Source organism: Paraburkholderia sp. JHI869, assembly GCF_038900775.1.
In the GTDB taxonomy this organism is placed as follows: Bacteria; Pseudomonadota; Gammaproteobacteria; order Burkholderiales; family Burkholderiaceae; genus Paraburkholderia.
In genome coordinates this window covers 17,204-29,706 of the sequence record NZ_JAYMSC010000002.1, presented here as the reverse complement: position 1 = coordinate 29,706, position 12,503 = coordinate 17,204, and the positions used below count along the sequence as shown (strand labels likewise).

Below are 12,503 nucleotides of genomic sequence, written 5' to 3'. Positions count from 1 at the left end.
GCTTACACGCGCCCAGACACATGCAAAGACTCGGCCGGGCCAGATGCGCCCGGCCGTTTGCTTTAGCGCTGGCCTTCGGCGGCGATACGTACGGCGAGCCCGGCGAGCACCGTGCCCATGAGCCAGCGCTGAAGCTTGAGCCAGCCCGGCCGGTCGCCGAGAAACGTTGCAATCGTGCCCGCCGTCATCGCAACGGCGGCGTTCACGCTGATCGAAAGCGCAATCTGCACGCTGCCGAGCACGATGGACTGCGCGAGCACGCTGCCGTGATGCGGGTCGATGAACTGCGGCAGCAGCGACAAATACAGAATGGCGATTTTCGGGTTCAACAGGTTCGTAACGAAGCCCATGAGAAAGAGCTTGCGCGGGCGGTCGGCGGGCAGGTCTCGCACCTGGAACGGCGAGCGGCCGCCCGGCTTGAGCGCCTGCCATGCGAGCCAGAACAGGTAGAGCGCGCCGCCCAGCCGAAGGGCGTCGTAGGCGAACGGCACGGCCATGAGCAATGCGGTAATGCCGAATGCAGCGCACAGCATGTAGAACACGAAACCGAGCGCGACCCCGCCCAGCGAGATCAGGCCCGCCTTGCGGCCCTGGCAGATCGAGCGCGAGATGAGGTAGATCATGTTGGGTCCAGGCGTGAGCGCCATGCCGAGTGCGACGGCGGCAAAGGCGAGCAGCGGGGCGGCGTGTGGCATGACGGGGCTCCGTGTTGGGCGTGGCTGATGAGTTCGGTGATTATTTCATGCGAGGGCGGCGCGCGCTCGCCGTGGCCTGCAACGTTGGCCAGACGGATAAGCCTCAATGCGGGGAGCGCTTGCTTTCCGCGGTTCGCGTGTCACGCGCCTGGACCCGATCGTCGAGCCGGCGCGAGAAGAGCAGCATGCCCAGCCGGCGGCTGCGGACCTTGGTCTGCCCGCCGAGATCCTTCGGCGGATTCGGCTGAAGGGCCCAGAAGAGCGCCAGCAGCCAGCCGAGCAGGGTCCAGCCGAGCACAGCATTGAAGACCGCGATAACCAGCAGATCGTGACGCTGGCGCCGGTCGGCGATCAGCGCGGGGAGAAAGTAGAGCGCGACCACCGCTGCGAGAACGACGATCTCGAAGACGGAACGGCTCACCATATTTCATTCTCCAGAAAAAAGGGCGGAATATGCTCGATTCATCATTGTCGCGCGGATCGGCCCTGAGCGCACGCCATGCCTTGACCGGACGGCCAACGGTGGACGCGAGGGGTGTCGGCGGGCAAGGGTTCGGGTCTATCATCGAGCTTTTCATCGCAGGGAACCGACACTATGATCTCCGACTCGTCCGAGGCCACCCGCCAACTCGACCACGACGAATTGCGCGCCTTCGTAGAACGTAAATGGCACGACGAGATCGTGCCCGCGTTGACCGATTACATTGCGGTGCCCGCCAAGAGTCCGGCATTCGACCCGCAGTGGGCGCAGCACGGTTATCTCGAGCGCGTCGTGCAGGAGGCCGCGAAGTGGGCGGAGCAGCAGCCGGTGCGTGGTCTGAAGCTGGAGATCGTGCGCCTGCCGGGTCGCACGCCGGTGATTTTCTTCGAGGCGCCCGCCACGCGCTCGGGCAGCAGCGAGACGGTCGTGCTCTACGGCCACCTCGACAAGCAGCCGGAATTCGCCGGCTGGCGCAACGACCTCGGCCCCTGGACGCCGAAGCTCGAGGACGGTCGCCTCTACGGCCGCGGCGGCGCTGACGATGGCTACGCCATCTATGCGAGCGTGACGGCGCTCGCCGCGCTCGACGCACAAGGCATCGAGCGTCCGCGCTGTGTGGGCCTCATCGAAACCTGCGAGGAGTCGGGCAGCTACGACCTGCTGCCTTATGTCGATGCGCTGCGCGAGCGGCTCGGCAACGTCGGTCTCGTCGTTTGTCTCGATTCGGGTGCTGGCAATTACGATCAGCTATGGCTTACGACGTCGCTGCGCGGGCTCGTGGCGGGCGACCTCGAAGTCGAAGTGCTCGAGGAAGGCATTCACTCGGGCTCTTACGGCGGCATTGCGCCGTCCAGCTTCCGCGTGATGCGGCAGCTCTTCGAGCGCCTCGAAGACGCCGCGAGCGGCACGCTGCTCCCCAAGGGCTTTCATTGCGCGATTCCCTCGCAGCGCCTGAGCGAAGCCGAGGCCACAGCGAAGATCCTTGGCGAAGGCGTCTGGAAGACGATGCCGTGGGCATGCGGTCAGGACGGCCGGCGCGTGCTGCCCACCACCACGGACCCGCAGCAGGCGCTGCTCGATTCCACCTGGCGGCCCTCGCTTTCGGTCACGGGCGCGGCGGGCCTGCCCGCACTCGCCGACGCCGGCAACGTGCTGCGGCCGCGCACGGCGTTCAAGCTCTCGCTGCGTTTGCCGCCGCTAGTCGAGGCTTCGAAGGCCGTGGCCGAACTGAAGGCGCTGCTCGAACTCGATCCGCCGTATAACGCGAAAGTCACCTTTAAGCCGGACGCGGGCGCGGCCAATGGCTGGAGCGCGCCGGAACTCGCGCCGTGGCTATCCGACGCGCTCAACGCCGCCTCGCGCACGCATTTCGGCGCGGACTGCGCGTATCTCGGCCAGGGCGGCACGATCCCGCTCATGAACGTGCTGCAAGCGGGCTTTCCCAAGTCGCAGTTCATGGTGTGCGGGGTCCTCGGGCCGAAGTCCAACGCGCACGGGCCGAACGAGTTCCTGCATGTTCCCTACGCGAAGAAACTTACGGCCACGGTGGCCGAAGTGATCGCCGCAGCGCCTTGAGTCTTTAGTGGCGGTGAAGGGAAGGGGCGCCGCTGTCTGCAGGCGGCGCCCCTTCCGCAGCGTGCCCGTCGCCATGGCATGAGCAGTTCTCCTCGTCCATGGGCTGTTCGAGACTCTTCATGATCCCGCATTCGGCGCTGCTGCTCTGGTGGGCATGGCAGCTCTCGCGCAGCGTGCGCAATTGCTGCTCGAGTACGCGCATCGATTCGATCTGCTGGTGAATGCGCTCGATCTGGCTGTCGATCAACTCGTTGACTTCGTCGCAGGGCTGGCTCGGGTCGGCCTGGAAGCGGCGCAGCATGCGGATGTCCGCGAGCCCGATGCCCAGCGACCGGCAATGGCGGATGAAGTTAAGTTGCGCGGCGTGCACGGCCGTGTAGCTGCGATATCCGTTGGTTTCGCGCGCGGGCTCGTCCAGCAGGCCTTCTCGCTCGTAAAAGCGCACCGTTTCGACGTCGCAGTGCGCGAAGCGCGCCAGTTCACCAATTCGCATGGTCGCGGCTCTCCCAAATGACTTGACCCTGTAGTGGCTACAGGCTGTTCAATGATTGTGTCACTTTTGGGAGAAACCGGCTATGAACCAGAGCTACTTGTCGCGGCTCGGCATTGCGCAGCGCTTGCGCGCGCGTGATGAGGAACAGACGGTGGGCTGCGCTCACGGTTCTGGCAGCGTCGCCGGCGCGTGCCGCGGCCACGAGCATGAGCACGAAGATGGCCGCGAGCATGAGCACGATCACGGCGAGGGCCACGATCACGGCCAGGCACATCAGCACGACCACGGCGAGGCCTGCAGTAGCGCGCACGACGCCAAGGTCCAATCCGGCGCCGCTGCGAAGGGCCACACGCACGGCCACGCCTGCTGTCACGACGGCGCACCGCCGCAAAGCCCGCGCCGAGTGGCTCCGGCGCCCGAAGGCACGCGCCGCGCTCGCTGGCGCATCGAAAACATGGATTGCCCGACCGAGGAGCGCCTGATCCGCAACCGGCTCGAGCCCATGCCGGGCGTCGTGCGCCTCGACTTCGACCTGCTCGCGCGCGAGCTGACCGTGCATCATCAACTCGACGATACGCAGCCTGTCGTCGCCGCACTGCGCGCACTCGACATGGCGCCGCGTGCGCTCGACGATAGCGCGGGCGCGCAGGCCGCCCCGCCTGCGTCTGTCGGTCTCGCGCTGCGCCAGAAGCTGTTGCTGGCGGTGAGCGGCGTGGCAGCCGCAGGCGCGGAGGTGCTTGCCTGGAGCACCGGCCGGGAAACCAGCCTGCTCGTACTTGCTTGTGCGGTCATCTCGATTCTGTGTGCGGGGTTGCCCACGCTACGCAAGGGCTGGATCGCGCTGCGCAATTTCACGATCAACATCTATTTCCTGATGTCGCTCGCGTTGATCGGTGCCGTTGCGATCGGCAAATGGCCCGAAGCGGCGATGGTGGTCTTCCTCTTCGCTCTCGCGGAGGAAATCGAGGCGCTTTCGCTCGAACGCGCCCGTCAGGCCATCCGCTCGCTCACCGCGCTCGCCCCCGAAACTGCCGAGGTCTGGCAAGACCGCGAAGGTCCAGCCGGGCAAGGCGAATGGCGCGAGTACGCGGTGGGCGAGGTCGCCGTTGGTTGCCGCATTCGCGTGCGGACCGGCCAGCGCGTGCCGCTCGACGCGCGCGTGATCGCCGGCCGGGCCGCGCTCGATCAGGCGCCGATCACGGGCGAAAGCCTGCCTGTCGACAAGGAGACCGGCGCGGCGCTCTACGCGGGCAGCATCGTCGTCGATGGCGTCGTCGAGGCGATCGTCACCGCGGCTGCGCAGGACAGCACGCTCGCGCGTATCGCCGCGGCGGTGCAGGAGGCGCAGGCGCAACGGGCGCCTACCCAGCGTTTCGTCGACCAGTTTGCGCGCTACTACACGCCGGCCGTGGTCGCGCTCGCCGTGGTCATCGCGCTTGCCGGGCCGCTCGTGTTTGGCGGCGCGTGGAGCGCGTGGCTCTACAAGGCGCTCGTGCTGCTCGTGATCGCGTGCCCGTGCGCGCTCGTCGTCTCGACGCCGGTGACGGTCGTGAGCGGCCTCGCCGCCGCAGCGCGCCACGGCATGCTCGTGAAGGGCGGCGTGTGGCTCGAACGCGGCCGGCTGCTCAAGGCCGTCGCGCTCGACAAGACCGGCACGCTCACGCGCGGCGAGCCTGTCCTGACCGATGCGCTCGCGGCGCCGGTTCGGGCGCTGGCCGCGGCGGGGGAGCGCGGCGAAGTTCAGCCTTCTACGGACGAAGCGCTGCGCATCGCCGCGAGTCTGGACGATGCGAGCACGCACCCTGTCGCCCGTGCGGTGGTCGAAGGCTGGCGGGCGCGTCAGCCGGATGCGCGCCTCTTCGCGGTCGATCAGTTCGCGGTGCTAAACGGTCGCGGCGTGCAAGGCCGCATCGACGGTACGCTCTGGAGCCTCGGCAATCACCGTCTGGTGGAGGAACTGGGGTTGTGCTCGCCCGAACTCGAAGCGCAACTCGCGACGCTGGAGCAGGCGGGCAAGACGGCGATCGTGCTATGTGCGCCGCAGGAGGCCGTCGCCGTGTTCGCCGTGGCCGACGCGCTGCGTGCGGAAAGTGCACCGGCCGTGCGAGCCTTGCGAGCCCTCGGCGTGACGCCCGTGATGCTGACCGGCGACAACGCGTCGACCGCTCGCGCGATTGCCGATCAGCTCAGCATTGACGACGCGCGCGGCAATCTGCTGCCGCAGGACAAGCAGGACGCGATCGCCGCGCTCTCGCAGCAGTACGGCATGGCGGCGATGGTCGGCGACGGCGTGAACGACGCGCCCGCGCTCGCGCGTGCCGACATCGGCTTCGCGATGGGCGCGGCGGGCACCGCGACCGCGCTCGAAACCGCCGACGTCGCGATCATGGACGACGATCCGCGCAAGATCGCCGCGTTCATCGGCCTTTCGCGCAAGACCGCGGGCGTGCTCAAGCAGAACATCACGCTGGCGCTCGGCATCAAGGCCGTGTTCCTCGTGCTCGCGATGGCGGGCGAGGCCACGCTCTGGATGGCCGTGTTCGCCGACGTGGGCGCGAGCCTGCTCGTCGTGGCGAACGGCTTGCGTGTACGCCGGCATTTCGACGGCACGCGCAGCGCGATGAAGCCTTCCGCGTAGACGGCGAACGCAACTAACAGCCAAGCCCGTGAGCGCGCGCCAAACGCGCCTCACCAGGGCTTGGCGAGCCGCGCGCGCAGTTCGGCGCGCGTACTCTCGTCGAACTCGCCGAGAAAGCCGAAGCGGCCGGCAATCAGGGTCGCGACCGGCACGCCGTCGCGGAACACGATGCGGTTGCCGGCGAGCGCCGGCACCTTCTCGCCGGGCAGCAGCGTGCCGAGGAGATTGAGCGGATCGGCGGCGCTCACACAGACGAGCGCCGCGCCTTCTCCCGGTGGCCCGCCTTGTGTCGATCCGCGCCGCCGCACGTCGCGCAAGAGCGCCACGGCTTCGGGCAGTGCGAACTGTTCGCCCGAAATCCCGGTGACGAAGCGTCCGCCGCGCACCTCGCCGCGTGCCTCCATGCGATGCAGCACGCGCAGCAGGTCGCGCCAGGGCGGCAGCCACGCCGCTTCGCGTCCGAGCAGATGCCAGCTGAGCACGCCATAACGGCGCAGCAGCACATTGGCGACGTGCTCCAGCAGATCCGGCTCGGCGGGCGGGCGGCGCGACGTGCTGGCGGTCGTTTGCCTTGTGCGCGCAAGCGACTGTGAGCGCGTACCTGCCGCGATACGTGCATCCGGCTCAGCCGATTCCGCCGCGACGAGCGCCTGCGCATCGGCCATCGCATCGGCCAACGCATCGTTCAACGCGTCGTTCAACTCAACGCGCCGCAGCGTCGCCCAGCGCCCCGCGTCGGCCATGCCGCCTGCGAGCGGCCCGAAGCCGCGCGGCCGGCGCCGGCCGTGATGCGCGCTGCGCTGCGCCGCCGGTTTCACGAGCGCGCGCAGCCCGGCAAAGCTGTCCGCGTTCACGAGGCCCGCCGCCACCAGTTCGCCGAGCGCGTTTTCCAGTTCGACGCCGAGCAGATGCGCATCGGCGGCCAGTTCGTCGAAGAACATCGCGCCATGCCGCAGCAGCGCTTCGTACACACGCCGCGCGCGCGCCGACAGACCCGTGGTGTCGGGCGTGTCGACGAGCGCCATCCAGCGCGCGAGTTCGCGGCGCGCGAGCAGCACGACCGGCGTGTTGCGCACCGTCGATGCGGCCGCCGCGCGCGCAGGCAGCCTGGCCCACGCGAGACGCCCCGAGCGGCACAGCTCATCGAGCAGCATGGGCGTGTAATCGTCGATGCGCGCCGGCAGGATTTCGTCTTCCCACGCAAGCGCCGAGGCTTCCCAGCCTTCGAGCTGGTCGAGCACGGCTGCTAGCGCGTCGCGGCCCGAGCCGCGCGTGCCGGGCGCTACGCGTTGCCACTCGAACAGGAAGCGCATGAAGTCGTGGCGCTCGACTGGCTCGATTTCGCGCCGCAGCTTGCGCACCGTATAGCGGTTAATGCGCGCGAGCAGATGGCGTTCGCACCATTCCTCCTGGCCGCCGTTCATCGCTTGCTGTGTGAAGCGCCCGCGCATCGCGGTGCCTTCGGCTTCGAGGCGCGTGAGCGCGAGCGCCGCCACGCTTGCTTCCAGGGCGAGCGGCCGCGCCACCTGCGCGACCGTGAGCGGCCCGAAGCCCGACAGCCGCGCGCGCACGATCTCCACGAGCGCCGCGTCTTCGGTCCACGTCTCCGCGTATTCAGGAGGCGGCGTGAGCGGCGGCTCGCACTGCGCCTGCGGATAGATCGCCCGCACGCACGCAAGCCTCTCGATGCCGACCCACAGCGCGTCGTGTTCCGCGACCGGCAGCCGCGTGGCGCGGCCTGCCGCCGCCAGATCGGCGAGCCACGCGAGCCACTGGGGCTCTTGCTGCGCTTCGCTTTCGGCCAGCACGCCGAGGCTCGTGAGCGCGTCGTGCATTTCGTCGGCGTCGCGCACTTGGGGCCAGGCTTCCTCGCGCACGCTCGCGATCGCTTCGGGGGCCAGCGCACCGAGATCGTCGGTGGATTCCGGGTCGCTCCAGCGGCGCGACAGCACGGCCTGAGTGCGGCGTTCCTCGATCGGGGCGTCGTCGAGGAACGCATACGGGCGCGCGGTGAGGATCTCGGCCGCGAGCGGCGAGGGCGCGGGCAACTCGCGCACCACGAGCTTCAGCTCGCCCGCCTCGATACGCCGCAGCAGCGCGATCCATGCTTCGGTATCCATAGCATCGTGCAGGCAGTCGTCGAGCGTCTGGTCGACGAGCGGATGACGCGGTACTTCACGCTCGCCCGCGATGTTCTCGACGCACGCCACCTGGTCCGGAAACACGGCCGCGAGCAGGTCTTCGCTGCGCATGCGCTGGATCTGCGGCGGCGTCTTGCGCCCGCTGGTCTGGCGCGGCAGCGCGAGCGACGTAGTGGCGTTCCAGCGCCAGCGCACACCGAAGAGCGGTGCGTCGAGCAGCGCCTGCACGAGCAGATGCTCCGCGGAATTCGAATGCAGATAGCGCCACACCTCGTCCAGCGCGAAGCTGTGCGCGCCGGTGAGCGAGAGGATGATGGCGTCCTCGGTCGCGGCGGCCTGCAGCTCGAAGTTGAACTGGCGGCAAAAGCGCTTGCGAAGCGCCAGGCCCCACGCGCGGTTCAGGCGGCTGCCGAACGGCGTGTGGATCACGAGCTGCGTGCCGCCCGCCTCGTCGAAGAAGCGCTCCATGACGAGCGTGTCCTGGGTGGGCAACACCGTGAGCGCGGCGCGGGCGCGCGCAAGGTATTCGACGATCTGGCGCGCCGCGGCATCGTCGATCTCGAGCGAGGCCGCGAGCGCAGCCGTGGCGCGATCGACCACGGCGGGCGACGCAGCATCATCTGGCGCGCCAGCGGTTGCGCTCGCATCGATCAATGCGGCTTCCACCTGCTTGCGCAGGCGCGAAATCGCGAACGAAAGCTCGTCGCTGCGGCCTGGCGCCTCGCCTAGCCAGAACGGAATGTTGGGCGGCTGCCCCTGGGCGTCTTCCACGCGCACACGGCCCGCCTCGATGCGCAGAATCCGGTACGACGCGTTGCCGAGCTGGAACACGTCGCCCGCAAGGCTTTCGACGGCGAAGTCCTCGTTGACGGTGCCGATCTGCACGCCTTGCGGCTCCAGCAGCACCGAGTAGTCGGCATTGTCGGGAATCGTGCCGCCCGAAGTGAGCGCAACGAGCCGCGCACCGCGCCGTGCGCGCAGCGTGTGACTCACCACGTCGCGATGCAGATACGCGGCGCGCGGTCCGTGGCGGCTCGTGTAGCCCTCGGCGAGCATGCGCAGCACGGCGTCGAACTGCGCGCGTTCGAGCGCGGCCCACGGCGTGGCGCGCCGCGCGAGCGCGTAGAGGGCGTCTTCTTCCCAGGCCTCGCAGGCCACTTCCGCGACGATCTGCTGCGCTAGCACGTCGAGCGGCGCATGCGGCGGCGCGAGGCGATCGAGTTCGCCGCGCCGCACGCTATCGAGCAGCGCCGCGCATTCGATCAGGTCGTCGCGCGAAGTGGGGAAGAGCCGCCCCTTCGGCACGCCGCCGACCTGGTGCCCCGAGCGCCCGACGCGCTGCAGGAAGGCCGCGATCGAGCGCGGCGAGCCGATCTGGCACACGAGATCGACGTCGCCGATATCGATGCCCAGTTCGAGCGACGCCGTCGCCACGAGCACGCGCAGATCGCCGCTCTTGAGCCGCTGCTCGGCGAGAAAACGATGCTCGCGCGCGAGACTGCCGTGGTGTGCGGCCACGGCTTCGGCGCCAAGGCGGTCGGAGAGATGGCGCGCCACGCGCTCGGCCATGCGGCGCGTGTTGACGAACACGAGCGTCGTGCGATGCATGGCGACGAGTTCGGCCATGCGGTCGTATACGCGCTCCCACACGTCGTTCGCCATCACGGCTTCGAGCGGCACGGGCGGCATTTCGATCGCTAGATCGCGCTTGCGCGTGTGGCCTACGTCGACGATCTCGCAGGCGGGCGCGTTGGCGGCCGGATCTTGCGCCGCCTCGCCCATGCCGACCAAAAAGCGCGCGACGGTTTCGATCGGCTTTTGCGTGGCCGAAAGCCCGATGCGCAGCAGGCGCGCGCCGCACAACGCGTCGAGCCGCTCGAGGCTCAGCGCGAGATGGCAGCCGCGTTTGTTGCCCGCAAGCGCGTGAATTTCGTCGACGATCACGCTGCGCGCGCTCGCCAGCATGCGCCGGCCCGACTCGGAGCCGAGCAGCACGTAGAGCGATTCGGGCGTCGTGACGAGAATGTGCGGTGCGCGCTTTCGGAGCGCCGCACGCTCGGGCTGCGGCGTGTCGCCGGTGCGCACCGCCGTGCGGATGTCGACGGGCGGCAAGCCGAGTCGCGCGAGTTCCGCGCCGATGCCTTCCAGCGGCCGTTCGAGATTCAGCCGGATGTCGTTGGAGAGCGCCTTGAGCGGCGACACGTAGACGACGAGCGTCGTGTCGGGCAGCGCGCCGCCGTTCGCGAGGCCTTCGCGCACCAGTTCGTCGAGCGCGGCGAGAAACGCGGTGAGCGTCTTGCCCGAGCCCGTTGGGGCGGCCACCAGCGTCGCGCGCCGGCTCGCGATGAGCGGCCATGCGGCGCGCTGCGCGGCAGTGGGCGCGTCGAAGCTGCGCCGGAACCAGCCGGCGACGGCCGGATGAAAGCGCGCGAGCACGTCACCGTCCGGCCTGGCGGCGGCCTCGGGCGCGTGCGGATCGGATACGGGCGAAGACGGTGTCATGCGCGGTGTCATGCGGAAATCAGGCGGCGTAGAAGGCAGCGTTGCACGCCTGCCAGTCTCGCAGCTTTCGTGCGCGCCTGCCTGACGAGAGAGAGGCGCGGGACGGGCTGGGTGCGGGCCGACGTTCGGCAAGCGTAGCGCGAACGCAGTATCCTCGCCGCGTTGGCTTTTCCCTCGAACCACGACGGAGTCACACCATGCGTTACAACCCCCTCGGCCGCACCGGCCTGTTTGTTTCGGAACTCTGCCTCGGCACGATGACCTTCGGCGGCGGCGCCGGCATCTGGAACCAGATCGGCGATCTCCAGCAGTCCGACGCCGAACGCCTCATTGGCCGCGCGCTGGACGCAGGCGTCAATTTCATCGATACCGCCGACGTGTACTCGCAAGGCGTTTCCGAGCAGATCACCGGCCAGGCGCTCAAGAACCTCAAGATCCCGCGCGAGCAGGTCGTGATCGCGACGAAGGTCTTCGGCGAAATGGGCTCGTCGCCGAACGAGCGCGGCGCCACGCGCTATCACATCATGGACGGCGTGAAGGCGAGCCTGAAGCGCCTCCAGCTCGACCACATCGACCTCTACCAGATTCACGCGTTCGACCCCGTCACGCCGATCGAAGAGACGGTGCGCGCGCTCGATGCGCTCGTGCAGCAGGGCCACGTGCGCTACGCCGGCGTGTCGAACTGGGCGGCCTGGCAGATCGTGAAGGCGCTCGGCATTGCGCAGCGCGAAGGGCTCGCGCGCTTCGAGTCGCTGCAGGCTTACTACACGATCGCAGGGCGCGATCTCGAACGCGAACTCGTGCCGATGCTGGAAAGCGAAGGCCTCGGCTTGATGGTGTGGAGTCCGCTCGCGGGCGGGCTCTTGAGCGGCAAGTACGGGCGCGATCAGCAAGGCGAGGCGGGCAGCCGCCGTACGACCTTCGATTTTCCGCCCGTGAACCGCGAGCGCGCATGGGACTGCGTGGACGCGATGCGGCCGATCGCGCAGGCCAAAGGCGTCTCGGTCGCGCAGATCGCGCTCGCGTGGCTGCTGCATCAGAAGGCGGTGACATCGGTGATCATCGGCGCGAAACGCGTGGACCAGCTCGACGACAATATCGCCGCGACGAAAGTGAAGCTCAGCGTGGAAGAGCTAGGCGTGCTGGGCGAGGCGAGCGGACTGCCAGCGGAGTATCCGGGCTGGATGCTCGCGCGCCAGGGCGAACAACGGCTCGCGCAGCTCAGGCAATCGCGCCAAGAGGAGGAGTGAGGGGGAATACGGAGCGTGATGCGCGATTGCGCGCCCGGACGCAGATTGCGCCGCGTCCGGGCGCGCGGTGTACGCGGTGTATCAGCCCGCCGACACCTTCAGATGGTTCTTCACCGACGTCACACCCGTCACGCCTTCCACGACCTGCCTGGCGTTGTCGCGGTCCTCGGCGCTCGGCACGGTGCCGGTGAGCGAGACCACGCCCTTACGCGTCTTCACGTGGATGTGCTCGGACTTCAGGTTCTTCGCGCCGAGCAGTTCGGCCTTGACCTTGGTCGTGATGGTTGCGTCGTCAACGTGCTGGCCCACGGATTCCGAACTGCCCGATGGTGCGCTGCTGTTCGTGGTGGTTTGCGCACCGGCCATCAGTGCGAAGGTCATGCAGGCGGCGCCAGCCGCGGTCTTGAGGATCAGGATGCGCTTCATGGCTACTCCCTTTCTGGTTGTGGTCGATGCCTCTTTCCGCAAGGTGCGTGCCTCGCCGCGTCCCCATTCGCGCAGCGCGACGTTGAAAGCCTGCTGGAAGCCACCGGGGCCGCCCACTATGCGGGATTGCAGCCGTTTCACGCGGCCGCTGTTTCTTCAGCCGGAACGCGCAACAATTTTTCCGGACCTTTGTAAAAATCTCCAGCGTGGGGTCGGAAAAGAGGCTCGCGCAGCGCCGGTTGCAAACGCCGATCCCGTTTCAAAACAGGGCGTTGTAAAAACTGGCATGGCTGTTGCATGAG

Annotated in this window: 9 protein-coding genes; 4 read left to right on the top strand and 5 right to left on the bottom strand. The window is 68.4% G+C overall.

Annotated elements, in window-relative coordinates; all coding sequences use genetic code 11:
• Nucleotides 1-62 precede the first annotated feature (62 nt).
• Both VSR72_RS03460 and VSR72_RS03455 read right to left on the bottom strand, forming a co-directional pair.
• Complete coding sequence (locus tag VSR72_RS03460) at nt 63-695, bottom strand: LysE family translocator (protein ID WP_342951037.1); 633 nt, start codon at nt 693-695, stop codon at nt 63-65.
• 103 nt (nt 696-798) lie between these two features.
• Nucleotides 799-1,119 (bottom strand): superinfection immunity protein, encoded by a 321-nt coding sequence (locus VSR72_RS03455; RefSeq protein WP_342951036.1) that lies wholly within the window; start codon nt 1,117-1,119, stop codon nt 799-801.
• Nucleotides 1,120-1,290: 171 nt separating this feature from the next.
• On the opposite strand from VSR72_RS03455, the gene VSR72_RS03450 reads away from it, so the two are divergent.
• Nucleotides 1,291-2,751: a M20 family metallopeptidase gene (locus tag VSR72_RS03450; protein WP_342951035.1), complete on the top strand. Its 1,461-nt coding sequence runs from the start codon at nt 1,291-1,293 to the stop codon at nt 2,749-2,751.
• Between the two features lie 4 nt (nt 2,752-2,755).
• Here VSR72_RS03450 and VSR72_RS03445 read toward each other — a convergent pair whose 3' ends face one another.
• Entirely contained in the window at nt 2,756-3,244 is a 489-nt protein-coding gene (locus VSR72_RS03445) for a Cd(II)/Pb(II)-responsive transcriptional regulator (RefSeq protein ID WP_342951034.1), read from the bottom strand.
• 82 nt (nt 3,245-3,326) lie between these two features.
• Here VSR72_RS03445 and VSR72_RS03440 point away from each other — a divergent pair, with 82 nt between their 5' ends.
• Complete coding sequence (locus tag VSR72_RS03440) at nt 3,327-5,882, top strand: heavy metal translocating P-type ATPase (RefSeq protein ID WP_342951033.1); 2,556 nt, start codon at nt 3,327-3,329, stop codon at nt 5,880-5,882.
• 50 nt (nt 5,883-5,932) lie between these two features.
• On the opposite strand, the gene VSR72_RS03435 is transcribed toward VSR72_RS03440, so the two are convergent.
• Nucleotides 5,933-10,525: a DEAD/DEAH box helicase gene (locus tag VSR72_RS03435; protein WP_342951032.1), complete on the bottom strand. Its 4,593-nt coding sequence runs from the start codon at nt 10,523-10,525 to the stop codon at nt 5,933-5,935.
• 197 nt (nt 10,526-10,722) lie between these two features.
• On the opposite strand from VSR72_RS03435, the gene VSR72_RS03430 reads away from it, so the two are divergent.
• Entirely contained in the window at nt 10,723-11,775 is a 1,053-nt protein-coding gene (locus tag VSR72_RS03430) for an aldo/keto reductase (RefSeq protein WP_342951031.1), read from the top strand.
• Nucleotides 11,776-11,856: 81 nt separating this feature from the next.
• Here VSR72_RS03430 and VSR72_RS03425 read toward each other — a convergent pair whose 3' ends face one another.
• A complete protein-coding gene (locus VSR72_RS03425) occupies nt 11,857-12,201 on the bottom strand; it encodes a BON domain-containing protein (RefSeq protein ID WP_342951030.1) in 345 nt (114 codons plus the stop codon).
• Between VSR72_RS03425 and VSR72_RS03420 the strand changes: the two genes are divergently transcribed.
• Nucleotides 12,200-12,502 (top strand): hypothetical protein, encoded by a 303-nt coding sequence (locus VSR72_RS03420; RefSeq protein WP_342951029.1) that lies wholly within the window; start codon nt 12,200-12,202, stop codon nt 12,500-12,502. The genes VSR72_RS03425 and VSR72_RS03420 overlap by 2 nt on opposite strands.
• The last annotated feature ends 1 nt before the right edge of the window (nt 12,503 follow it).